Here is a 23,131-nt window from a genome sequence, read left to right on the forward strand (position 1 = left end):
CCGCCGAGCAGGCCACCGCGGCCCAGCTCGCCGAACTCGTCCGCGCCCACTGGAAGATCGAGGCCCTGCACCATGTCCGCGACACCACCTTCGCCGAGGACGCCTCCCAGCTGCGGACCGGCAACGCGCCTCGCGCGATGGCCACCTGGCGCAACCTCGCCATCGGAGCCCTCCGCACGGCCGGAGTGAAGAACATCGCGGCCGGCCTCCGCCGCAACGCCCGCGACCCTCGCCGCCCCCTCGCACTCCTCGGCCTCGGATGACCACGAACCGGACGTCATGCGACTACGCCGAAGCCCTGGGCTACTTCCTAGGCGAATTCCCGCCGTCAACACCTGCCGAGGCGAAGGCGTGAGACCGCATCCCAGGATGTTGAGAATTCCGGGCGGCTTCGATGAATCTGGATGAGTGGAGCATCAGGCCATCAGTAAAGAAATGAGAGCCGCCCGCTGCATGTTGCTCTGCATCGGGAACTTGCTCGGTGCCGGGACCACGAACAGGCCCATCGATTTCATGGAAGCTGCCTACATCACGCCGGTAAACAAGGCAGAGTCGACCTGGCAGAAACTGCTCCTCCGAACCGTTCGGCGGCTGTCCCAGCCTCTCCACGACCACCACCGCGCGCCACCACGCAGAGGAGGCACAAGACGTGAACACGAGGACTTGACAGGGAATCGCCCAGATGTACCAACGAGGTGCAGCCTCTCGACGCCAGCGTTACTACTGCGTCGCGCAAGAACCTGGCGTCGCCATGGACACCGCCGATCAGGCCACCCGATCGCCCAGCTGCACGATTTCGTTCATCGTCCCCATCACATCCTCCTGTCGTCGCTGTCGTGAAAAGGCTGCAGCGGGTCCCGAGGTCCGGGACCCGCTGCTGCTCGTCAGTGCCTGTCCGGGCATCAGCCGAACGACGGCACGATCTTCTTCTTGCCGCCCTCTTCCTTCCAGGCGACCTTCGCGTCAAAGGTCTTGCCCTTCGACGAGACGAACCCCGTGCCCTGGATGGTCTTGCCGGCTGCCAGGTCCTTGCGCTGCGCATCGGTGAAGGTCACCTGGCACCAGGACCGCGGCGGCTCGTCGCCAGAGCCCAAGTCAGGGACGATCTTCTTGGCCTTCGCGTCCCAGCTGACCTTGCAACCGAAGGTCTTGCCAGTCCGCGCGCTGATGAAGTCGTCGATCTCCAGCGCCTGGCCCGTCAGGAGCACCGTGACCTCCGCCGGCGTGAACGTCCGGCCAGACCACTTCGTCGGCCTGTCCAGCACCTCCAGCTGGAACCCGACGAACTTGCGGCCCTTGTAGTCGCCGACGCCGAGCGTTCCGGTGGCCGTGTAGGGCTTGCCCGCCTTGTTCGTGGCCTCGAACGAGATCGTCTCGCCCGCCAGCAGCTTCGCCACCTCGTCATCGCTGAACTCGTGGCCCGACCAGATCCTCTTGAAGGCGACCTTCTTCGGCCCGCCCGGAGCGGCCTGCCACACACCCTCGGCGCGCGCAGCGACCACCTGCTTCTTCAGGCCCAGCTCGGCGCGCATGGAGGCGGCGTTCTTCGTCATCGTGGCGATGTCCTCGCGCACCCAGTCGGCGACGACGGCCAGGCGCTCCTCGGCCGTCGCCGTCCCGGCGGCGATGTCGCGCATGTCGGCGTAGACCTTCTCAGTGAGCCCGAGGTCGCCGATGCGCGTGCCCGGCAGGAGCCGCCAGCTCATCTCGCCGGCTTGCGCGAGCCTGAGCTTCCGGCCCTTCTCCGTCAGCAGCGGGTACTTCGCCTTGTCGTTGGTGACCTCCGAGTACGTCGAGGTGCGGGTCGCTCCCGTGCCCACGTCGCGCTTCTCCAGCTGCTTCATCAGCCACTTCATCGTCGGATGCTCGGGGCGCTTGTTCGCGCCCTCGAAGATGAACGGCTCCGCGGTCTGGCCCAGGCCCTTGCCGGACTCGTTCTCGTCGCCTTCGGCCGTGTCGTCGCCGGCGTCCGGATCGAACACAGCCCGCCAGCCGGGGCTCTTGGGCACATTGGCGATACCGACGAAGTCCGGGTACTTCTCCACGTGGCCCTTCTGCTGCTCGTAGAGGTAGTCCTCGGCGAGCATGGCCAGGTAGTTCTTCGCGAGCATCTCGTAGATGAGACGTCCGGCCTTGCCGTACTTGTGCTCGACCTCGTCCAGCGAAGAAGGCACCTTCAGGCCCGGACGGTTCGCACCGTGCGCTCCCTGGGGCTTCACGTGTGTGGACCGGGGCTGGCGATGCGTCAGAAGCCCAGCGTCGACGCCGACCACGGCGGCGATCTTGTCGACCAGCGGCGCGAGGTCCTTGAACTGCTCGGGCGTGATCGTCTTGTCCTCCGTGCGCGGGTACGAGGCGACCTGGTCCTCGTACATCTTCTGGTAGGTCGAGAGCGTCAGGTTCGCCTTCACACCCTTGCCGACGAGCATCGAGGACAAGGAAGCGAGGTCGAGCAGCTTCGGCGGCGCGGTCTTCTTGTCCGCCTTGCTGTCCAGGACGACAGGGGAGGGGCCGTACTGCTGCGGCACCTGGCCCTTCTGGTCGAACCGCAGCTCGTCCGGGTTCGTGTACATGACGTCGCTCTCGTCACGGAAGCGGTTCTGGAAGAACGGCTTCTTCACGTACGCGTCATAAGCCTTCTGCTGGTCGCCGACGAGAGAGACCATCGCTGACTTCAGCCGGCCCTGGCGCAGCACGAGGTCCTGGCCGGACTGGCGGCCCATCGCCGTGGCGATACGCGTGAACTGCATGGAGAGGAAGTCCCACTGCGAGCGGTACATCGCCTTGCGGTAGTCGCCCTCGTCCTGCATGGACTTCACCGGCCGGCGCTGTTCGAACGCCTTCTGGATCGACGCCTTCGACTCATCGGTGAACTCCATGCGGCTGAACTTCTTGCCGTGGAAGCCGAGTTCGTCGATCGCCTCCCAGAAGAGCAGGTCACCCTCGCCCGACGGATCCAGGTCCGTGGCGATGACGATCTCGGCACCGCGGCCGAGCGCCGCACGCAGAGCCTTGATGACGTCCGCGACGTTCTTCTGCGGCTCGCGCTTCCACGTCAGGTCCTCCGGGTGCCACGGCAGGTTGCCCAGGTCCCACTTCTGATAGGCATCCGCGAGCGAGGAGTCCACCATCGCGTGCGGCTGGGCGAACTCATAGAGATGACCTCGCAGGCTCGCCACCTCGTAGGCCGTGCCCTTGTAACTGCCCTTCGTCCCGCCGAGGGCGCTGGCCATGTTCCTCGCTGCGCTTGGCTTCTCTGCGACCACGATCGCGACCATGTCGACTCCTTCTCGTCATTAACTCAGAAGCGAGTATGAGTCTACTCGGAAAGGGTGATCGAATGGGAGTAGAGAGGTGATTGAAAAGGTATTGAATGGCGCGAGGGTCATGCAGAGAAAGCCGACGCCGGCACGCTGTTCGAGCAATCACCGTTTGTGAAAAAAAGAGAAGTCCCCGAGAAGCTGTGCTTCTCGGGGTCGTCATCTGTCGAGCGCTGTCACCGCCCAGTCGGCAACGCCACGCCGAGCCGGACGCGGTATACCCGCAGCACCTTGCCGAGAGTCTCGAGTCCCTCCGGGTGCTTCAGGCCTTCCTCCAGCTCCTTCAGTCGGACGGGCCGCACGCCGGCCTCTCTGCGAGCGCCACCAGCCTGAAGACCGACCTTGAACTGGCGCGGGCCGAGGCCCGCGCACTGCGTCAGGAACGCGACCAGCTCAAGGCGGCACTGCAGCGCAGCCTTGGCCATCAGCTCGACCAGCTCGGCAACGCGGACCTGGTGGCGCGGGTTGACGAGCTGACCGAGGCCGCGCAGCGGCTGACCGGCGAGCGGGACGAGGCACGAGCGGAGACTGCCGTGCTCCAGCAGCAAGTTGCGACCCTGGAGGACGACCTTGCGGCGTCCAGGACGAGCTCCGCGCGATCGGCGGGTGCCTTGGTCGGTGGACGGGTCCATCACGCGCCATCCTCCCGCCAGGTGGCGAGGACGGACTGTACGGCGCTGGAGACCTGTTCTTGCTCCGTACGGTCGGCCCACCGGTGTGCATCGTGTTCGGTGAGCTTGACCGTGTCGCTGTCGTGGGTGGTTGTGGCGGTGAAGTTGAACTGGCGGGTCGTCTTGCCGCTCTTGGAGAGGTAGTCGAAGTGCCCGAGGTAGGTGCCGATCGCGGTGACTGTGAGACCGGTCTCCTCGGTGACCTCCCGGTGCAGGGCCTCGGTCAGGGTCTCGCCCGCGTCGACGCCGCCGGAAGGCAGCTCCCACAGGCCGCCGAAGTAGTCGTCGGTGGCGCGGCGCAGCAGCAGCACCTTGCCTTCTGTGTTGGGGATGACGGCGCCAACGACGTGCTTGGTGATGCCGTCGGCATCGGCGGCGTGGATGAGGTTGCCCAGCAGGGCGGCGTCGACGGGTGCGCTCACTTCACGAGTTCCTTGTGGTGTTCGGCGACCTTGATGATGGCCCCGGTGTACGCGTCGGCGAGGTGGAGGTCCTGGTCGCGGTGCCACACCGGGAGCTTCACCGTGCTGCCGTGCACGCGCCGGGCGGTGGCGAAGCTGTCGGCGGCGGGGCCCTGATGGTCAGCGTAGCCGGGCAGGAGTTCCCCGGGGGTGCGGAACAGCGGGTGATCGCCGAGAGCGCGGGTGGAGCCCGGAAGGTCGACCTCGCTGGCGCCCTCGGCGTGGACGGCTTCGAGGAACCGTTTGACGGGCAGGCCGGCGAGCTGGTCGGGGCGGTAGCGCAGGGGCAGCGCGTACCAGGCCGGGCCGGCATGGGACGGCGGGTGCGGTACGTCGATGCCCGGCACTCCGCGCAGAGCACTCCGCATCCGGTCGGCGACCGCTTCTCGTCCGGCGAGATAGCCCCTCAGGCGGGGAAGTTGGGTGTGTGCCAGTGCGGCTGCCAGTGGATGAATGCGGAGCTTGAGCCCCATGCCGGTGACCGCGTACGGGGCGAGGGCGTGGTCGGCGGGGATTTCGCGGCGGCACCGCTTGTTGTATTGGCCGTGCAGCAGCACGCGGTAGTACAGCTCGGTGTCGTCGGTGGCCACGAATCCGCCCTCACCCGCAGACAGTGGCTTGGGTCCGTTCAGGCTGAAGGCCGCGGCGCGGCCGAAGGAACCGACCTGCTGCCCGCGCCAGGTGGCGCCGTGGGCGTGCGAGCCGTCCTCCAGCAGCATCAGGTCATGCCGGGTGCTGAAGGCGGCGAGGGCGTCCATGTTCTCGGGCAGGCCCCAAAGGTGGACGGCGACGACGGCCTTCGTCCGCGGCGTGATCCGGCGCTCGGCGTCGTCGAGGTCGAGCTGCCCGTGCTCGTCGACGTCGGCGAGCACGGGACGGGCGCCGATGTGGAAGAGCGGGGTGGCCGTGGCGTGGAACGTCAGTGCCGGCACGATCACCTCGTCACCCGGGCCGATGCCGGCAGCCGCGTACATCGAGTGCAGGGCGGCCGTCCCCGTGCACGTGGTGACGACGTGGCGGACGCCGAGGAAGGACGCCAGGGAGTCCTCCAGCTCGGCGACGACGCCGGAGCGGTCCGGGATGGACACCGCGGACATCAGCTGGCCGGTGACCGCCTCGACGTCGCGGTCCTCGATCGGGGGCCAGGCGAAATGGGGGCCAGGAGTGTCGATGACGGGCGGGCCGCCGAGGAGGGCGAGGGGCGAGGTGGCGGTCACAGCAGGAACTCCTTCGGATCGGCGGGCGTGTGGGCGGTCTGGGAGGTGTAGGCGGCGGCCAGGAACGCGGCGTGCGCCACGTGGGTGCTGGGGCCGGAGGGGTTGGTCCGGTAGCCGTCGAGTACGCGGCAGAAGCAGTCGATCTGCGCGGTCGCGGCGGAGGGCCAGGCCGGTTCACGGGTCAGGGACTCGATCAGCTGCCCGTCCGGGGCGAGGCGCCGCAGCCGTCCTCGCTCGATCACCACTGCGCCGCGGGGGCCGGTCACCGTCAGCTGTTCGGCCTTCGGGCCGGCTGAGCGGGAGATGAGCAGGGAGCCGTACAGGCCCGAGTCGTAGGCGAGGTGGACCAGCGCGGTGTCCTCGGCGTCGTAGTCCGCGTCGGGGTGGGCGGCGGTGGAGGTGTCGGCCAGGATGCGGTCGGGCAGACCGAGGTACCAGATGAGCAGGTCGATGAGGTGGTAGCCCATGTCCATCAGGGCACCGCCGCCGGCCAGGGATGCCCGGCCGCGCCAGCCGGCGGCCGGGTCGAGGCAGTGGAAGGTGTAGCGGCCCTCGACCAGGTACGGCTGCCCGATCTGCTCCAGCAACTGCACCGCCGCCGTGTAGACCGGGTGGAAGCGGCGCTGGACGGTGACCATCAGCTCGATGCCGGCCTTGTCGCACAGCGCCACCAACTCGGCGGCCTCGGCCGGGCCGGTCGCGAAGGGCTTCTCCTTCATCACGTGCACCCCAGCCGCCGCACAGCTCTCGATGACCTCGCGGCCGGCGTAGTGGGGCACTGCGACGATGACGAAGTCCGGGTGCACGTCCTTGAGCAAGGAGCGGATGTCGGTGAAGCCGGGCACGTTGTGCTGCTGGGCCTGGCAGGCGACCTTGCTGGGGTCGGTGTCGCAGACCGCGGCCAGTTGGGCGAACTGGGAGTCGGCCAGCCCCGGCAGGTGGTCGTCCAGGGCTTGGTGGCCGAGACCGATGACGGCTGCTTTCTTGCGTACGCTCATTCGCGTTCACGCCCCTCGGGTGAAAGCACGTCGGCCCGCCAGCTGCGGGCCTTGGCAACTCCAGAGCACCGCACGTGGTCCGGCAGCGGCAGGGGCGCTGCCGCAGGCCGCAAAGCCGTTTGCATCTGGTGCAAAACCGCTGTTGCTGCCCGATGGGACCGGTCTACGGTGGACGGGGGCCACCTCGGCTATCGACGGGGGCGTGAATGCCAGTCAGCACAGCGCGAGGTCGATCCGAACGGCCAAGAACACCCGGCGAGTTGATTCGCAGCAGGCGCCAAGCCCGGGGCTGGACGCTCGCTGACCTCGGTGACCGGACCGGTTACTCCGCCTCCCAGGTCTCCCGGTACGAGCGGGGCCTCTCGCCCCTGTCCGACGTCGACGTCCTCAGACGCTTCGCTGATGTGCTCGATATTCCGCCCAAGGAGTTCGGGCTCACCGCGACTTCGCCCCCTGCACAGACCCGACACGGATACCCTGTCGCCCCTGGTCTCGCATACCCGCGCCTTCCCGGGCCTAGGGTGGGACGAACTCAGCGGGAGGAGGACGACGACCCAGTGCGGCGACGGAAGTTCCTTGCGCTCTCGGCCGCGGCGACCGCCAGCGTCTCGCTCCCGGCAACGGCGGCAGCAGCGGCTCAGTACTTCCCGGTGGGACAGCTCCTCGTCGGCCGTCTGCGGGACGCGATGCTCGGCATCGGACAGGACCACGAACTGCCAGGCCCCGAGCAGTTGCCTGCCGAACTCGCCCGCGTGCATGTCGACTTCCACACCTGCCACTACGCCGACCTCGCCGTCCGTCTGCCACGCCTGATCCGTGCTGGACACGCACTCGGCCCCGCCGACGAGGGAGATCACCTCGACCTGCTCGGGCAGAGCTACCTGCTCGCGACCCGCATGCTCGTCAAGCTCGATGAGCAGCAGCTCGGCTGGATGGCAGCTGACCGCGCACGCCAGGTGGCCGAAGCCGCCGGGCACCCCCTCGCGGTGGCTGAGGCCGCCCGGAACCTGGCGGTGCTCGCCCGCCGCGCCGGCTGGGAGGACCAGGCGCTGTCGATCGCGCTCAACGCCGCCGACGACCCAGCCCTTCGCGCGTCCCGCAGCGGCGCCGCCGAACGCGGCCTGCTGATCCAGTCAGCCGCATACAGTGCCGCAAGGGGCGGCGACCGGGAGGGGATGCGGGAGCTGACGGCCGAGGCCGCCGCCATCGCCGCTGGCCTCGGCGGCACCACCGCGCTGCGTGATCACGGCGGCGGCTTCAGCCCGGCCACCGTCCAGCTTCACCGGATCTCCGCCGAGTTCTCCACCGGCGACCCTTCCGCGGCCCTGGCCGCCGCCCGTGCACTGCCGCCGCAGAGTCTGCCCAGCATGGAACGTCGGGCGCGCTACTACACCGACGTCGCCGCCGCCCTGGCTCAACGCGGACGCCGGGACGAATGCGTGCGCGCGCTCCTTGCCGCTGAATACCAGGCACCGCAAGAAACGCACTCCCGCCCCGCAGTGAAGTCCCTCATCTCCGGACTCCTGCTGTCCGGTCGCGCCACACCCGAACTCCGCGCCCTCGCCGCCCGCGCTGGCGCCCTCCCGTAACGGGGCCGCGAGGGCCGCTCCCACTGGGCACCGATCCGTCTGCATCACCGTCTGCGCAAGGGAACGAGGTTGTCGGGCATTGCCACGGCCTCTGGCGGCGACGGTGCGCTCTGCTGCTGGAGGACGGCGTTGGCGAGCGTCAGGTGGGTCACGAGCTGGCGTAGTTCCGCGCGGCGCGTCCTCGGGCCGCGAGGCCGGCGCGGCTATACCCGCACACCGCGGAGTGCAGTACAGGCCGAGGTACACCGGATCCTGAGCGCTAAGGCCCAGGCCCAGGCCCTTGCCGCACGTCTTGCAGCGCTGCCGGGCGGGGAAGAGCTTCTCCTTGCTCGTCGTGGTCATCGAATCGGCCGTCCTTCCCGCTCGCGTTCAAGGTTCAGCTGCTTCCTGGTCGCCTCCCGGGCTTTGTCCCGGAGGTAGATCGCCTCCTTGTGCGTGATCGGTGCGTCGTGGAGGTTGTGCGAGCCCCGCAGGAAGTTCTCCGTACGGTCGGCGATGGAGTACGCCAGCGCCTGCTCGACCACCGCGCTGGTCTGGCGCACCTCGCCCAACTCGTCGCGCAGCTTGCGCAGCAACCCGTCCCGCTCGCGTTCAGCGGCCTCGATGTTCGCGAGGCGTGCCACCACGCTGCCCAGCAGCGGGTCGCGGGAGCGGAACAGCTCGACGGCGCGCTCGGTGGAAGGATCGGCATCAAGGTGCAGGTCGAGCTGCGCCAGCAGGAACGCCGTCACCAGCGTGCCCTGGCTCAACCGCTGGCTGAACTCCCGAGCAGCGCTGCCGCTCACACCCAGCTCGCGGACTGCGGCTGCTCGCAGCTGCTCCCGCAGCGCGTTCATGATGCTCGCGGGCAGCGCCTTGATGTGCGGCTGGCTCTGCACGCCGGCGAGCCGGAAGCCCGACTGGGGGAGTGTGGCGGCTGCGTCGGTGGTGCTACCCGTGCCCCCCTTCGACGCCGCACTCTGCACGGCGTCCTGATGGTCGGTGAGCTGCAGCGAGCCGGGTGTTACATGCTCGGGTTCATCCGGTGCGGCGACGACGTCATGAGCAGCGGCTTCGGCTGTGGCAGCGTCCTCGGCGTCTGGCTGTGCCCCGGGAGCCGGAACAGCATCGGCCGCAGGGCCCGCCGACGCACCGCCCGGGAGCACCCCGGCGGTTCCTCCCTGTCCACCGCCGTCACCACCACCACGCTGGTTGGATCCGCCGGCCCGCTCGGAGTCGCCGGCGTCGGGCTCGTAGTCCGGCTCCAGGTCCAGGCGATCCTTTTCGGCGTCCTCATCGAGATCGGCCTGCAGAGTTTCAACCTCGGGTTGAGAGTCGACGTCTCCGGCCTCATCAAGCTGCGCCTCCGGCTCGGGCGTTGCCACCTCAGGCTCAGGCTGTGCCGCCCGGGCCTGGACGCGCTTGAGCTCCTCGCTCCCGCCGCGCCGGTAGGCGTCGAGGAAGGACGTGTCCACCTCCATCACCTCGTCGGTGGGCGTAGCCGCTTCCAGTATCTCTGCGAAGTCCCGGCTCATCCGAGCTCACCGTCCTCGTCATCCAGGAGGTAGTTGTCGCCGCGGGTGAGCCCGATGAGGGAGTCGAAGCCTGTGGTGACGACGCGTTCGAGGTTCGCCGAGTTCTTCGCCAGCGCCGCGACCTGGTCGACAAGCTCGTTGAGTCGCGCGATCTCCAGGGTCGGCAGGTCGTAGTCGAGGTTCTCGCGCCGGATCTTCTCGACCACCGCCTCGGCCACGTACTCATTCAGCGAGGAGAAGCCGCGCTTGTCAGCCCAGTACTGTGCGCGCTGCTTGTCGTCCGGGTCCAGCCGGACGAACATGCCCTGGCGGCCGCTGCCGCTGTTGCTCTGCGTCGCACCCGGGGGCTTCTTCTTCGTGCCGCGCGCAGGCTGCGTCGTCTTCTCCAACTCCTGTATGACGGCCATGCGCGGCTTCTCCTTGCCTTATTTGGCTGATCTATGAGGCCATCATATCAACACTACTAGATAAGCTATTAGCACTCTTTGTACTTCCGCTCGAATAACAGTAGAGTCGCGGCCGCGTCCAGTCAGCCCCCTCCTGGCGGCGCATCGCCGCAGCAGGTAGCCCTGCTCGATTCCTTTCCTCTCGGGCGGGGTCACCTGCTGCGGACCACACCCGCCTTCGCGTGATGGCGAGAAGAGAAGAGGCCCGGTGCCACCGGGCCTTTCGTCTGGCTGATGGACTCCCGCTCAGGAGCCAGGCACGGGAGTCGCCGTCGCATTCGTCGTGCAGTCGACGAGCCCCTGGGTGAACCTCGGTGACTGCCAGATCGCCTTGTCTTTGTCGTTCGGCAGGTGTTCGACGATCGACCCGGCGCCGAGGGACGCGCCGCCGGCGAAGAAGTGCAGCGCCTCCTGGCTGAAGCCCGCGTTGTACACCAAGGTCGACAGGCACTGGCCGGCCGCCGCGTAGGTCTTCTTCTGACCCTCGTCCCGGGCGTAGGAGGAGAACATCGAGACCAGGCCCTTGGTGAGCTCAATGGACGAGTTGACCGACTGATCCGCGCGGACCTGGTAAGCCGGCTTCAGGTTCGGCTTACCAGTTACAGGCTTCGCGGCTGCCTTCGGCGCCACGTAACTCTGAGTCTTGGGGCTGCTGCCGTTCGGAAGTACAGCCGCGTCGATGCACGCGTCGAAGTCCTCGCGCAGCGACCGCGAGGCCAGGAGCGCAGCGTCGTCCTCGCTCACCTTGTTCAGTCCGTCGATGACTGCACCCATGTTGTCGCCGCCGGCCTTGACGATGTAGGCCAGCGCCTCCTCCGGCATTCCCGCCTTCCGTGCTGCGCTGGCTAGGCAGGCTCCTCTGTCCTTACTGGAGCCTCCGGCGTCATGGAAGACGAGCTTGTCCAGTGCCTCACCGAGAGTCTTGTCGGTGACCTTGGCGGTGCTCACAGTCGGACTCGGGGCGGATGACGGCCGTACCTGGGTTGTGTCGCCGCCGGAACATCCAACGAGCGCAACCCCCGCGGCCACCGCCGACGTCACAGCAGGGAGCCCAGCCTTCCTCGTACTCCAGGTCTTCATCGCTTCTCGTCTTGCCTCTCCTGTCGCCGTCCAGTCCGATTGGATCGACTGGTCTTCGAGGGCATCTTATCTGAATGTCCATTGAATGACAGTCTGTGATGAGTCAGAATTCCACGAGATAGGGGGTGTAGAGGGCGGGCCGAGCGGGGCTCAGGCACGCAGGGTGCCTGCGGGTCTGTCTGACGCTTGGGATCAACGGAGTTGATCCGGAGGACTCTGTGGCACGTCATGCGCGTGTCGCCTGCGGGTGGCCCCCTGCCGGGCGGCTGTGCGCGGGCTTCTCATCTCATCCCGCGAAGGACCGCTCGCCATGACTGCTCTTGCTCCTGCCCCGGCCACCACCGACGCCGATCCGGTGACGCTCACGCTGCACGTGAGCGATGACCAGAAGACCTGGCACCCGATCGACTTCGACAGCGAGTTCCCCCAGGAGCTTCAACGAGGTGTTCGCGTCCATCGCCCGCGACCGGCAGCTCGTGCAGGTGCAGACGCTCTGACGCGCATCCCGCTTTCAGAACGAGAGGACCGACCATGACTCTGTCTGCTGTGCACGTCCCTGCGCCCATGAAGTCCGGGCCGGTCGTCTACACCGACCAGCAGCTCCTGCACGTGCTCATCCACCTGGCGCAGGGAGAGAACACCCTGGGACGTCGTACCTTCGAACAGCGCCGCAGGGGCACCGATCCATCGGCTCCGCTTTACGAGCGCCGCTTCGGCAGCTGGAACCGTGCGCTGGAGCTCGCGGGTCTCGCCGTGATCGAACAGCCCCGGCAGCTCCAGGCTGCGACGACGAAGTGGACCCAGGAGCAGCTCATTGCCGCGATCCGGCAGTGCCTGAGGGAGACGGGATCCGCGACGCTAGCGGCCTACGAGGCTTGGCGCACGGATCCGGCGGGCCTGAAGGGTGATGTCCCGCCGGCCACCACCATCCGCTTCCGGATGGGCAGTTGGTCGCGGGCCACAGAGCTGGCTTGCGGCTGAGATCCATCGGTATCTGCGACACCGTTCGGTCCCCGAATGGGGCGCTGAACCGCAAGGATCTGGAAAGGGAAACTGTTGTGTCAACCGAAAAGCGCCCTCTCACGGGTCTCCGCGTACGTGTCCATGTGAAGGGTGAGACCGTGTATGGGCTCGCCAGGGTCCGCTACAGCGATGGTCACAAGCACGCTGGCCATTACGAGGTGGAGCGTGTCTCGGCTCCCCCGGTTCTGGTTCCGTTCGGGGATGCCGAACCGGGACCGAACGCCGATCAGATTCCGCCTGGGGTGGAATTTCCGGATCATCGTGTGGCCTATCGCCCGCTGTTTGCTGAGCCGGGAGTCAAAGAGACATCCGCCAAGGTCTCTGGTGCAAACGTTATCTTCCCCGGAAACATGGAAAGCCTCCGGGAACTGATCGCGCTTGTCCAATCGGGCTGGACCGTGCACTGGACCAGTCACGAGGCCAACGAGTTCCGGGGGCAACTGAGCGTTGCCGAAGTCAGTGCATCCGAAGTGAGGGTGAATCCGACCAAGGGAGCGCCGAGCCGGTACACATGGCCACTGGAAGGTGACGATTTCACCATCGAGGGTACTGCCATCACCAAGTACAAGGCTGACCATGCGTACACCGGCGGTCGAGCGTCCACACTGACGCTGCGGTTCGAAGCACCGCGCTAACCAGCAGTCCTGGAGAGACATCAAGGTCTCCTAGTCCGGTGCGAGTCCGGCTAGGCAACTCAATCCCCCGATTTCCGGGGGCGGTTGGAAAGGGGAGGAACATGTCTGAGGAAGTTCTCGAAGAGTGGGGCAGGCAGCAGTTTGACTCCCTGCACGACGAGCCTCCGTACCACGATAATCCGGATGGCGTGCCGGAGCCTGAACCGAGTACGGCTCAGGTGTGCTGGACCGAGAAGACCCCAAAGGGGAACCTTATGTCCGAACGCGACATCATCGACGTCCGCAAGCTTCCGCCTTACTACAAGGCCGACCTCAACCATCTGCTGCCGGTGGAGCAGTCGTTGCTCGGTCGCCATGAACTGATCATCGGCGGCATCACCCGGTACCGCGCAGGCATTGAGTACTACGCACCGATTGCCCCCACCGAAGACGGAAGGCTCCGGGGCGGCACACTCACCCTGGGTGAGGCGCAGGCCCGCGATATCTACGCTCAGCTCGGCGAGCTGTTCAAGCGCTGGGACCTGGAGAACGAGCGTGAGGCCGCTTGGTCGAGCCGCCCACACTTCAGTGCCTGGATGACCTACGGCACCGGTCACCTCTCTCAGCCACACATGGATGTTTCGGTATGGCAGGACAAGCTGACCGGCGAGCACCCGGGGGACGAGCGGGCATGGTCGCCCGACTATGACACGCCTGCTGCGTTCAGCGAGCGCACCACGATCGCCGCCAAAGGCGGAGACCCCGAGGACGGCAGGCGCGAGGCTGAGCTGCTTCTGAGTGATGCCGGGTGGCGAGTGATCGGCGAATGGCGAGACGCCGACGACATGGCGCTGATCGTTAGCGTCGCCCGCACAGAGGACTGAATCGCCACTTCTGGGAGCTCGCAGCCTCTCTTCCAATCCGGTCGGGCATCCGAGCCATGGCAGGGCGACCAGCCTGCTCGGTGGGGCGCATCCGCCGCGCCTCCAGCGGCTGCACCCAGGAGGCGGCGCCGCCCCAGCCGATGCCGCCTAGAACGTTGTAGTCCCAGCCGGGCAGGAACATGTCCGGCCCCTTGGTGCCGACCTTCCGCAACGCCGAGAACCAGCAACTACGGACACGCTGTGTCACCACTCGCCGAGCCCGCGGACACCCCCGCGCTGCTCAACTATGAAGACCCCTCTTTTCACGCTGTGCGCTGTCCAGCCCTGCGCAAACCCCACTACGACCGAGCCGAGGACCCCATGACCGTCATCGCCGCACCGATCACTGACCTCCTCCTGACCGACGCCGCGTCGGCCGGGATGGCCCGTACAGTCACCGCACCTGAACTGCTCGGCGTCGCCGCGCAGCCGCCTGAGCTGGAGTGGTGCCCCTTCTGCTCCTACGACGAGACCAGCGAGCCGGGCCTGCCCCGCGACATCGTCAAACGCACCGTCGAACCCGCCCTGCCGCCCGAGGACTGGGACCCGGACTGGGGCCAGGGCCCGCTGTACGAGTTCACCTACCTCTCCTGCGGCCATACCCTCGCCGAGCTCTGCGAGTCGGCGGCTCCACGCTCCACTCACCGAGGACCTTCCCCATGTACCCCCTGACGCCATTACAGAGCCTGGCGCTCCTCTTCATCGTGCTGGCCATCGTCGCCTGCATCCTCTGGATCGCCCGTGAGATCAGCACCCAGACCCGGACACCGGCACCGGCCGCGCAGCGCCCGGAGATCGACGGGTCCACACCCATGGTGCGCATCGCGGTCCACCGGCCGGGCGAGCCCTACGACCACGAGAAGCACGGTCTCTGAAGACCAGCACTCTATTCGTGATATCGCCCTCAACTCCCGTGCCTGGGGCCGCCCTTGAAAGAGAGATCCACCATGACCCTGACCCGTGCCCGCCTCGAAAACCGCTACTTCCACCGCATGGCTGCTGCCGTTCGGACTAGCCGGAACTCCCGGTGCCCTGGAAGGCGAGCTTGCCCAGCGCCTCGCCGAGGATCTTGTCAGTGACCTTGGCGGTGCCCGTGGTCGGACTTGGCGCAGGCGACGGCTGTGCCTCCTGGGCTGTTCCGCCGTTGCCGCCGGAACACCCAACGAGCAAGGCGCCCGCGCCCGCAGCCGGCGCCGCAGCAGAGAGCCCAGCCTTCCTCGTCCTCCAGGTCTTCATCGCTTCTCGCCTTGCCTCTACTGTCGCCGACCAGTCCGATTGGATCGGCTGGTCTTCGAGGGCATCTTATTCGAATGCCTATTGAATGACGGTCGGCGATGAGTCAGAATGCCACATGATAGGGGGTGGAGAGGGCGCGACGAGCGGGGCTCGGGCGCGCGGCGTGCTTGCGGGTCTGTTCGGCGCTGGGTGATCAACGGAGTTGATCCGGAGGACTCTGTGGCACGTCGTGCGCGTGTCGGTCGCAGGTGGCCCCCTGCCGGGCGGCTGCTCGTGGGCTTCTCATCCCGCCCCACGAAGGGCTGCTCACCATGACTTCTCTTGTCTCGCGCCCTGCCGCTTCCGCCCATGCCGCTGTGCCCGATCTGGGCGCAGGCGGTTTGGCCGAGACCGCCACGAAGGTGCCGCCGTCCATCATCGGAAGGAAGGAATTCGCACCGCATGACCAATTCCCGACGGAATCGAATCAACACAGTCGAGGGTCGGCAAGGGGCCATGGCGCGCGGCCAGTCGCCGACCCGTCACGAGTCACATCTGGCGCCGGTGAATCTGACCAAGCCGTACGTCTACGGGCAGAGCGATCCGGCATCCCGGCCGGCGGTGCCGGAGGTCAGGCGGCGTAAACGGCGCAGCGTTCGGGACGTCGTCAAGTCCCTGCTGTCGCCGGCGACGCGCATGGTCGAGCGGCCCACCGAGCGCTCGGAGGATGAGCCGACGGTCCGGGATCAACTGGAGTGGGCACGCACCCTGGTCAACGACATGCTCATCGACTTGGACGCCGACGACGTCAAGGAGAACGACGCGCTCTCGCTGCTGCGGACGGTCGAGGACATCTACGCGCAGGTGTCCATGATCGAGGTTGTCGAGGTCGAGGAGCAGGACGCGTAGATGGCTTCCGGTCGGGCTCGGTGCGTAGGAGGTACCGACGCCGGCCGTGGCTGTGCGCGCCGTGCATGGTCGAGCTGTGGATCGGCCGGCCGACGGGCCGGCGGGGACGCATCGGTGAAATCCTGTGCCATCGCATGGGCTGCGAGAAACTCGCGGTCTGGTGGGAGGACTTGGAGCGCTGGCGGATCAAACGCTGGCTTTCGACAGCGTATTGCGAATAACGCCGGACCGGGCCGGATTACCCGGTCGAGCATAAGTGGGGGACGGCCGAGCCGGAGCAGTTCACGCGCGATCAAAGCATTGACCACGGCGGTGAGCACTTCAAGGGCTGGTACGACGTCACCCACGACGACCAGACATGGTGCAGGTTGAACGGCCATCGCATGTCGACGTACGACCCGATCCGCGCAATCCCCGACCCGCAGGCCAAGCCGAATTCCTGAGTGGAGAAATTCGATGACGCGTCCGCGTCTGCCGTACGAATGGGACGGCAAGAAAAGGATCAACCGTGCCGACATGGGAATCTCGATCAAGATCCAGGGCGATGAGCTGGTCTACCACCGCACGGCGACCGGAAGTACGCCCGCCAGCACGACGCATTACCTGATCCTCGGCACACGCCCCACCATGCCGCGCAGCGAAGCGAGCCTGGTCGACGACCACGGCAACCGCTGGCAGACAGGATGTGCCTACGTCAACCCGAAGAAGGTGTTCGGCGAGGGATTCGACCGGATGGTGTGCTGGCCGCTCGGTGAGGCGGACGCGCGTCAGGGCATATCCCTCTACATCATGCAGCAGCAGCGGCGCCCGGTCGGCTCGGACGGCGAGTGGGAGAACTGGAAGTCCGGGTTCTCGATCCGCGCCACCGGATTGGCAGGGCAGCCACACGAGTTCAAGGCTGAGGCGCTGGCGTTCCTGCGCTGGCTGCCGGAGGAGCAGCCGAAGTACGAGTGGCGCGGCCGGGTCTCGGTATGGGTGAGCGAGTTCGCCGGCCGACCGCACACGGTGTACCCGGACGGCAGGGTCGTGCCGGACAACTGACGTCCGGGCTGTATTTCTTCACGCTCCAGCAGTACGAGGGCCAGGGCGCGTGGACCGATACAGCGACCCGGTACGTGCAGCTCAAGCCCCGCCGAAGTTCCGGTGAGTTGGACCCGGTCGCAGCGTGGGCGGTCCGTCACATGAACAGCCGCAAGGGAGTCCCGTTCCGCGTCACGGTCCGGGAATATCTCGGCCGCGAATTCCGGCAGACTTTTCTCGTGCACAGCGATGGAACGCGCACAGTAATCCAGGATGCAGCAGCAACGGCGGCTACGTCGCAAGCGATGCTCGATTTCAGGGAGGAAATATGAGCTTGCACTACAAGAGGCCCGAGAATCATTACGTCAAGGCCGGAGACACCGTGCTCGTCAAGCTCGGCGCATCGGAATGCGTGACGAGCATGGGCCTGTACAACAAGTTCATGCCGGTCCGCATCATGGACGAGGAGAAGGGTTTTGGGCAGCTCCTGAATCCCGAGACCGGCCGCGATTTCTCCATGCCCAACCCGCTCGGCTGGATGAACTTCTACCAGGACGACAAGGGCTGGCACTCGTACGACGTCTACGAGATCGGCCTGGGCCACACCGTCACGCACACCACCGGCCGGTTCTACGTCTACGTCGGCGGCCAGCAGGTCTACGGCGTCCAGTCCCCGCGCTTCGAGGAGATGCGCGACGAGGCCCGTGCCATGCACGAGCGGGGCATCGAGACCGCTGAAGTCCGCTTCGTGGAGAACAGCCGCCACCTGTCGTTCTGTTGGTCCAGGTCCGTCGTCGTACCGCTGGACACCGAGTCGGCCTTCGAGAAGGTCTCCCGCACCTACCGGGACACCTGGATCGACCTGCCCACCCACAACAACCTGTTCGCCGGCCGCTACCACTTCCAGGAGATCTGACCATGGCCGTAGTCGGTTACACGTACTACGACGACAACCTGTGCCCGTCCTGCACGATCGGGCGGATGCGGGCCAATGGCATCAAGGTCGCCCACAGCAGTAACCACGAAGAGGCGATCCGGCGGGCCGCCGAGCGGGTCGGGGTCGACTTCAGCGACGAGGGTTCCTACGACTCCGGCGACTTCCCGAAGGTGATCACCAGCCAGATGACCAGCACAGAGCTGACCGAACTGCCGAACGGCGAGCGGGGACAGATCTCGGACGAGCGGTGCGACCGGTGCGGGAAGTGGATGAAGCTGGGTGAGAAGTCGCCCAGCCACACCGCGCTGACCCGGCACGTGCGCAACTCCTACGAGCTGCCGCAGGCCCTGTTCAAGCTGGTGGCCGCGACGCTGCGCGAGTGGGGGCTGTCGCACCCGGAGTTCATCACGGAGGACAACGTCCGCGAGGCCGCCGCGCAGCACCCGCACGAGTGGGCCAGCTACCAGTTCACCGGACCGGACAGTACCCAGACGGAGCTGATCCGCACCCCGCAGTACGACGACGAGAAGTGCGTGTACTGCGAGCAGCCCTGGGAAAAGCACACGGTCACTTGTGAGACGTGCGGTACCGACGTGCCTGCCAACGAGAAACACACCCACCAGCTCCAGGACAACGCCCAGATCTGTATGTGATCCGGGTCCGGTCGTGCGGGTCACCGAATACACCTCCCTCTCCAACGTATTCGCGGGTTCGAATTCCGGCCCGGGCGCCACTTCCATTATTCGAGCGAAAGGATTTCAGCATGGCTGAATTCGTGGCCGACACGATCGGACTGGAAACCGGACGGTACACGCTGCCGTGCGGCTGCGCTATCTTCGTCTACTTCCCCGGCGGCACGATCCACTTCGTCGGACTGCGTACCACGAAGTGCGCGGAGCTGAGCAAACTCTGGAACACGTACTGGTCGAGTTGCCAGAACGGGCAGACCTGGACCTCACTCAGCAACTACATAGCCTGCCTGCGCCACATCGGCGCCTGGGAGCGCCGCATCAAAAGTGTCGAGCACACGCGCTCGTTCCACCGTAAGCCTGTTGACGACGTGCCGGCCGAACCGACCGAAAAGGGGAATCCGCGTGAGCTGGCCTGAACTGAGCGTACGTATCAAACCGCAGAGCAAACCCACCGGTGCGTACCTCGATTCCCGGATGAACATCGAGGATCTGGAAGACGCGGACGCAGCAGAAATCCGCGCGGGCAAAGCGCTGATGCTGGAAGTCCAGCTCATCCGAAAGGTCGGCGCCAAAGCGCGTCCGGCCGTGCTGGACACGCTCTACAACCGGGTCGCCTCGCCCGAATCCGTCGGCAATTACAGCCATCCCGAACAAATCCTTGACCCGTACCTGCGCCGTGACGCCACGGACATGTGGGCCTCCGAATTCCGTGATCTAGTGCGTCATCGGGTCCGTTTCCGGGGCCGCGTGTACCAGGTCCTGCGCCTGGAGGACACCGACCGGGAGTACGCCGACGAGGGCTACCTGACCGGCTACGCGGTCTGCCAGCGCATCGACTACGCGCCGAGCGGCAACCCCTGCAATCCCAAACGGCTTCCGCTGCACGAGCTGAGCATCACCAAGAAGGGAACGGCATGAAGACCGTACAAGGCTGGACGCTCGTCCACTCGAAGCGCTCGCAGTGGCGCGACAAGTTCCAGGGTGTATTCCTCGGCGAACGCGACGGCAGCTGGGTCGCAGGCCGCCAGCTGCCCGGCAAGAGCATGCGCGACGGCTTCGGCCCCAAGGGTGAGTGGTGGTGCGTGTCCTACTACGACTCGCCGTCCGAGCACGAGGCCCATCGAGCGCACCGCGCGCTGAGCGAGTACATCCGGCTGGCGAAGGAGGCCGCGGACTGCTGGAACGGCATCTTCGACCAGCGGGCCGGTGAGGCGATCGACCGGCACTGGGCCAAGCGCGTACCGCTGGACGGCGTGCACGACATGTCGGCGGACTGGGTGCACCCGGGTCTGACCGGCGATGTGCGGGGCTACACCTACATGCTCCCGGCCGTCGAGGCGAAGTACGAGCTGCTCCAGTACATGCGCCGCAGCTACGCGGTGAGCGAGGCGTTCCGCGAAGAGGAGCAGTGGAAGGTCGACTCCGAGCTGCACCAGGCGTATGCGTCCGTGATCAGCACGGCCGGCCCGGTGCACGCCCGCGTGGCCGGCGACCGCTTCTCCCTGGTGTACGACGGCAACTACAACGCCGAGGAAGAGCGCTGGCGCAGCAGCTGGACCCGTAACCCGCACCCCGACCGGAAGGGCAACTGATCATGCGCTGTTCCACCCTGCGCAGCACCGACATGGATGACGAGTGCACCGGGACTGCGACACACCTGATGCTGTACTCGATGCCCAAGGTCCCCGGGGAGCCTGGGGACCGCGAGCACCACCAGGACCCCGTGTGCGAGCCCTGCGGCAAGGCGTACATGCGGCGCCCCGCCCTCAAGGCACGCATCGTGCCGCTCCGCATCTACAACCCGACCCCCGAGTTCAAGGACATCGCCGGAGGCCACCGGCTGGTCGACCACCCGTACCACGAGGCGGCCTGCCACGACTGCATGCTGCTCGGATCGGTGGAGTACTTCAGGCAGGGACGGGACAAACGCCTCCACGGCTGCCGCGCCCGGCCGGAGTCTGTGAACAGCCGCGAGCTGCCGCAGGCCAGCATCGGCCCGGACACCACGCTCGATGAGCTGGCCAACCTGTGGTGGACGTACACCACCCACCAGGTCGGCATGGGCATGGGGGACTGGCGTCCGATCACGGACCACCCCGACTTCGCCGCCACCTTCACCTTCCGCGACCGCGAGTACGGCCTACGGTATTCCCCGAACATCGTGTACGTCTGGGCCGAGAAGCTGGAAAACCGGGGCCGGCCCGAGCCGAAGACGATCAACCCCGAGTACCGCGAGAACTACAAGCAGGTCGTCTTCCACTTCCACGACGTGGTCAACAAGTACGGGAGCAGGTACTTCGCCGCCTACACCCCGGGCCGTGAGGACGTCATCCTCCATGCTCCCGAGGGCGCGATCAGTGCGGTGCTCCGTTTCACGGAACTGGATGGCACGCGCCATCGGCGCCTGGCCGTGGTGACCGACGCCGTGTGCGACACCTTCGGCGCCATCGCCGACCTCACGTTCAAGGACCGACTGTACGGCGAGACGGAATGACTCAGGCTCGCCAGTTCCGTCATCTTCAAGAGGGAGCCCCGGCCAATGAAGATCGCTATTGTCAGCTCAACCGCGCTGCTCACCGCGCCGTGGAGCAGCCTCCACCACATGCCGCTTCCCGCACCGAGCGACTTGGCCCAGGATCTCGTGCGGTCCTACCGCCTGCTCAAACGGATACAGCAGGCGCACCAGGCAGAAGGCAGCACAGAAGAGTGGCAGTCCGCAATGAGGATCATCACGGACGCAGCCGCAGCACGGGCCAGGACCAGCTCCAGCTATATCGAGAAGATCCGGCAGCTTGCAGCCGACAAGAGGTACCTGATCGACAACGGGCTCTGTCACGAAGAACAGTAGACCCAAGGACACCACAACAACTCAGCGGCTCACCATCCCGGTGGGCCGCCTTTGTTATGCCGGAAGGGAGCGAGCGGCAGCCCGAGCTGAGTGACTGGCTCGCCTGGGAGGAGGCCGGTCTGCCCTGGGACGAGGAGGACGAGAACTTCCTGGAGGCCGAAGCGAACGCGCACAGCGAGATCGCGCTCGCGGCCCGCGAGCTGTACGCGGCGAAGCGGCGCCTGCGCGGCTGACCGGACAGCTTCCGTCCGCCCCTTCGGGGGCGTGGCGGTGGCCGCCCGGCCAACCACCCCAGGAGGAACCCCGTGTCCGAGGACCCCGACAACAACTCCCACTACCTGGTCCGTACGAACATCAACCTGATTTTCTTCGACACCCTCACGCCCACCCTGGAGATCGCCTCCGTCGACCACGACCACCACCGCGTCGAGCACCGCGGCGGCCCCAAACGCTACGGGGTCGAGGAGAGCCTGCCGCGCCTGTTCACCCAGCTCGACACCAAGTTCAACCTCCCCAACGACCAAGACGGCCGCGGAGATTACAAGATCACCACCTACGTCTGGCTCGACCTCTTCCACGCCGGAACTGACACCGCATACCTCGCCTTCGAGGACTTCGACAACGAGGGCAGCGACGACAACGTTGCCGTCGAGACCATCCAGGGCGCACTGGCCGACGAGATCGAGGTGATGAACCGAGCCCAGGCCGCCTTCTACGACCTGATGGTCAAACACAACACGGACCTCATCAGCGCCGGGTTCTTCGGCCGCCCCACCTCCGTCGGCAAGAACGACGACAGCGCCGAGGTCGAGACCGCCCACAGCCTGAGCACGAAGGAGAGCTGACCGTGCAGGAGCCGAAGTTCAACCCGCCCTACGGTGGCGCCATCAACCACGTCACCGATCCCGCCGAGCATCACGGCTACCTGCACATGGTCGCCTGGGCCGTAGAGATCGGGTCCCACGCCGAGTACATCAAGGATCGGTGCGCGAAAGCCAAGGCCACAGGCGCCCCGCTGGACACCCTGTACGAGCGTTCGGGTCCCTGCGGGGTCGGTACCGGAGAGCGGGTGCGGTTCAGCGACATCGACACCACCAGCCACGATGCGGCCCGCGGGTTCGTACGCATCGAGCAGTACGTGCGGGAGCTGGTGCGCTACCAGCACGCCGTTGCTCAGTACCGTAAGTGGCGCAGGACGGCGCCGCCGCTGAAGACGTTCACGGTCACGATCACGGCTCCGATCACCACGACCGTCCGTGCGCTGGACGAGAAGGACGCGCGCCGGACGGCGATGGCCGGCTGGGCGCCGAGCCCGGACGGCACCGCAGCGGCCCGCCTGACCGGACCGCCCGGATCGTGGGTCGCGAAGTTCAACGGCACCCCGAGCGTCAAGGATGTCCGATGAACCCGATCGAGCTGCGCACGCTGATTCACAAGGACCTGAACGCGCAGGCGGCACGCAGTACAGAGAACATCCTGACCACCGAACTGATCCCGCCGGTGCCAGGCGAGCCGGTGCGCCTGCGGGTGCAGGCGCCGGACCCGATGGGCACGATCCGCACCTGATCGAGATCATCCGCCTGCTTCCGTCGCCACCGGGCCGGTCTCAGGAGCACCCGCCGGCCGTCCAGAGGCTCTTCCCACCACACCACGG

28 protein-coding genes and 2 pseudogenes are annotated in these 23,131 nt (G+C 66.7%); 22 read left to right on the plus strand and 8 right to left on the minus strand.

Features of this window, described 5'->3' with window-relative positions; translation table 11 throughout:
• Nucleotides 1-263: pseudogene (locus ACWD35_RS16905) on the plus strand (ISAs1 family transposase); the annotation flags it as partial.
• 639 nt (nt 264-902) lie between these two features.
• Here the strand turns inward: ACWD35_RS16905 and ACWD35_RS16910 are convergent.
• The 5 genes from ACWD35_RS16910 to ACWD35_RS16930 form a co-directional block, all read right to left on the minus strand.
• A complete protein-coding gene (locus tag ACWD35_RS16910) occupies nt 903-3,278 on the minus strand; it encodes a DNA topoisomerase (protein WP_451352012.1) in 2,376 nt (791 codons plus the stop codon).
• 218 nt (nt 3,279-3,496) lie between these two features.
• Nucleotides 3,497-3,868, minus strand: a complete 372-nt coding sequence (locus tag ACWD35_RS16915; RefSeq protein ID WP_451352013.1) for a hypothetical protein — start codon at nt 3,866-3,868, stop codon at nt 3,497-3,499.
• Between the two features lie 83 nt (nt 3,869-3,951).
• The gene (locus tag ACWD35_RS16920; protein WP_451352014.1) at nt 3,952-4,413 is read right to left on the minus strand and encodes an NUDIX hydrolase; all 462 of its coding nucleotides are present in this window, start codon (nt 4,411-4,413) and stop codon (nt 3,952-3,954) included.
• Nucleotides 4,410-5,669 carry a DegT/DnrJ/EryC1/StrS family aminotransferase gene (locus ACWD35_RS16925; protein WP_451352015.1) on the minus strand — a complete coding sequence of 420 codons (1,260 nt, stop codon included), beginning with the start codon at nt 5,667-5,669 and terminating at the stop codon, nt 4,410-4,412. Before ACWD35_RS16925 ends, ACWD35_RS16920 begins: the two co-directional genes overlap by 4 nt.
• The gene (locus ACWD35_RS16930; protein ID WP_451352016.1) at nt 5,666-6,667 is read right to left on the minus strand and encodes a Gfo/Idh/MocA family protein; all 1,002 of its coding nucleotides are present in this window, start codon (nt 6,665-6,667) and stop codon (nt 5,666-5,668) included. The genes ACWD35_RS16925 and ACWD35_RS16930 overlap by 4 nt, the downstream gene beginning before the upstream one ends.
• 206 nt (nt 6,668-6,873) lie before the next feature.
• Here ACWD35_RS16930 and ACWD35_RS16935 point away from each other — a divergent pair.
• Nucleotides 6,874-7,086: pseudogene (locus ACWD35_RS16935) on the plus strand (helix-turn-helix domain-containing protein); the annotation flags it as partial.
• Between the two features lie 138 nt (nt 7,087-7,224).
• Nucleotides 7,225-8,256, plus strand: coding sequence for an XRE family transcriptional regulator (locus tag ACWD35_RS16940; RefSeq protein WP_451352306.1), 1,032 nt, complete (start codon nt 7,225-7,227; stop codon nt 8,254-8,256).
• 338 nt (nt 8,257-8,594) lie between these two features.
• On the opposite strand, the gene ACWD35_RS16945 is transcribed toward ACWD35_RS16940, so the two are convergent.
• The 3 genes from ACWD35_RS16945 to ACWD35_RS16955 all read right to left on the minus strand — a co-directional run bounded on the left by ACWD35_RS16945 (nt 8,595) and on the right by ACWD35_RS16955 (nt 11,038).
• A complete protein-coding gene (locus ACWD35_RS16945) occupies nt 8,595-9,770 on the minus strand; it encodes a hypothetical protein (protein WP_451352017.1) in 1,176 nt (391 codons plus the stop codon).
• The gene (locus tag ACWD35_RS16950) at nt 9,767-10,177 is read right to left on the minus strand and encodes a hypothetical protein (protein ID WP_451352018.1); all 411 of its coding nucleotides are present in this window, start codon (nt 10,175-10,177) and stop codon (nt 9,767-9,769) included. Before ACWD35_RS16950 ends, ACWD35_RS16945 begins: the two co-directional genes overlap by 4 nt.
• Before the next feature lie 285 nt (nt 10,178-10,462).
• Nucleotides 10,463-11,038 carry a hypothetical protein gene (locus ACWD35_RS16955; RefSeq protein WP_451352019.1) on the minus strand — a complete coding sequence of 192 codons (576 nt, stop codon included), beginning with the start codon at nt 11,036-11,038 and terminating at the stop codon, nt 10,463-10,465.
• A gap of 789 nt (nt 11,039-11,827) precedes the next feature.
• Here ACWD35_RS16955 and ACWD35_RS16960 point away from each other — a divergent pair.
• The 19 genes from ACWD35_RS16960 (at nt 11,828) to ACWD35_RS17050 (ending at nt 23,043) form a co-directional block, all read left to right on the plus strand.
• Complete coding sequence (locus tag ACWD35_RS16960) at nt 11,828-12,277, plus strand: homing endonuclease associated repeat-containing protein (protein WP_451352020.1); 450 nt, start codon at nt 11,828-11,830, stop codon at nt 12,275-12,277.
• Nucleotides 12,278-12,417: 140 nt separating this feature from the next.
• Entirely contained in the window at nt 12,418-12,954 is a 537-nt protein-coding gene (locus ACWD35_RS16965; protein ID WP_451352021.1) for a hypothetical protein, read from the plus strand.
• Nucleotides 12,955-13,055: 101 nt separating this feature from the next.
• Nucleotides 13,056-13,817, plus strand: a complete 762-nt coding sequence (locus ACWD35_RS16970) for a hypothetical protein (RefSeq protein ID WP_451352022.1) — start codon at nt 13,056-13,058, stop codon at nt 13,815-13,817.
• 240 nt (nt 13,818-14,057) lie between these two features.
• Entirely contained in the window at nt 14,058-14,528 is a 471-nt protein-coding gene (locus ACWD35_RS16975; RefSeq protein ID WP_451352023.1) for a hypothetical protein, read from the plus strand.
• Complete coding sequence (locus ACWD35_RS16980) at nt 14,516-14,731, plus strand: hypothetical protein (RefSeq protein ID WP_451352024.1); 216 nt, start codon at nt 14,516-14,518, stop codon at nt 14,729-14,731. Before ACWD35_RS16975 ends, ACWD35_RS16980 begins: the two co-directional genes overlap by 13 nt.
• A 904-nt stretch (nt 14,732-15,635) precedes the next feature.
• Complete coding sequence (locus ACWD35_RS16985) at nt 15,636-15,980, plus strand: hypothetical protein (protein ID WP_451352025.1); 345 nt, start codon at nt 15,636-15,638, stop codon at nt 15,978-15,980.
• Nucleotides 15,981-16,436: 456 nt separating this feature from the next.
• Nucleotides 16,437-17,021: a hypothetical protein gene (locus ACWD35_RS16990; RefSeq protein ID WP_451352026.1), complete on the plus strand. Its 585-nt coding sequence runs from the start codon at nt 16,437-16,439 to the stop codon at nt 17,019-17,021.
• A gap of 140 nt (nt 17,022-17,161) precedes the next feature.
• The gene (locus ACWD35_RS16995; protein ID WP_451352027.1) at nt 17,162-17,332 is read left to right on the plus strand and encodes a hypothetical protein; all 171 of its coding nucleotides are present in this window, start codon (nt 17,162-17,164) and stop codon (nt 17,330-17,332) included.
• Entirely contained in the window at nt 17,329-17,916 is a 588-nt protein-coding gene (locus tag ACWD35_RS17000; protein WP_451352028.1) for a hypothetical protein, read from the plus strand. Before ACWD35_RS16995 ends, ACWD35_RS17000 begins: the two co-directional genes overlap by 4 nt.
• A gap of 2 nt (nt 17,917-17,918) precedes the next feature.
• Nucleotides 17,919-18,590, plus strand: a complete 672-nt coding sequence (locus ACWD35_RS17005) for a hypothetical protein (RefSeq protein WP_451352029.1) — start codon at nt 17,919-17,921, stop codon at nt 18,588-18,590.
• Between the two features lie 110 nt (nt 18,591-18,700).
• Nucleotides 18,701-19,045: a hypothetical protein gene (locus tag ACWD35_RS17010; protein ID WP_451352030.1), complete on the plus strand. Its 345-nt coding sequence runs from the start codon at nt 18,701-18,703 to the stop codon at nt 19,043-19,045.
• A complete protein-coding gene (locus ACWD35_RS17015; protein ID WP_451352031.1) occupies nt 19,032-19,547 on the plus strand; it encodes a hypothetical protein in 516 nt (171 codons plus the stop codon). Before ACWD35_RS17010 ends, ACWD35_RS17015 begins: the two co-directional genes overlap by 14 nt.
• The gene (locus ACWD35_RS17020; RefSeq protein WP_451352032.1) at nt 19,544-20,221 is read left to right on the plus strand and encodes a hypothetical protein; all 678 of its coding nucleotides are present in this window, start codon (nt 19,544-19,546) and stop codon (nt 20,219-20,221) included. The genes ACWD35_RS17015 and ACWD35_RS17020 overlap by 4 nt, the downstream gene beginning before the upstream one ends.
• A 2-nt stretch (nt 20,222-20,223) precedes the next feature.
• Nucleotides 20,224-21,123, plus strand: coding sequence for a hypothetical protein (locus ACWD35_RS17025; protein WP_451352033.1), 900 nt, complete (start codon nt 20,224-20,226; stop codon nt 21,121-21,123).
• Between the two features lie 45 nt (nt 21,124-21,168).
• Complete coding sequence (locus tag ACWD35_RS17030) at nt 21,169-21,477, plus strand: hypothetical protein (RefSeq protein WP_451352034.1); 309 nt, start codon at nt 21,169-21,171, stop codon at nt 21,475-21,477.
• 56 nt (nt 21,478-21,533) lie between these two features.
• The gene (locus ACWD35_RS17035) at nt 21,534-21,710 is read left to right on the plus strand and encodes a hypothetical protein (protein ID WP_451352035.1); all 177 of its coding nucleotides are present in this window, start codon (nt 21,534-21,536) and stop codon (nt 21,708-21,710) included.
• A 72-nt stretch (nt 21,711-21,782) separates the two neighbouring features.
• Entirely contained in the window at nt 21,783-22,322 is a 540-nt protein-coding gene (locus tag ACWD35_RS17040) for a hypothetical protein (RefSeq protein WP_451352036.1), read from the plus strand.
• 2 nt (nt 22,323-22,324) lie between these two features.
• Nucleotides 22,325-22,882: a hypothetical protein gene (locus ACWD35_RS17045; protein WP_451352037.1), complete on the plus strand. Its 558-nt coding sequence runs from the start codon at nt 22,325-22,327 to the stop codon at nt 22,880-22,882.
• A complete protein-coding gene (locus ACWD35_RS17050; RefSeq protein ID WP_451352038.1) occupies nt 22,879-23,043 on the plus strand; it encodes a hypothetical protein in 165 nt (54 codons plus the stop codon). The genes ACWD35_RS17045 and ACWD35_RS17050 overlap by 4 nt, the downstream gene beginning before the upstream one ends.
• The last annotated feature ends 88 nt before the right edge of the window (nt 23,044-23,131 follow it).

Source organism: Streptomyces sp. NPDC002671 (genome assembly GCF_053592475.1).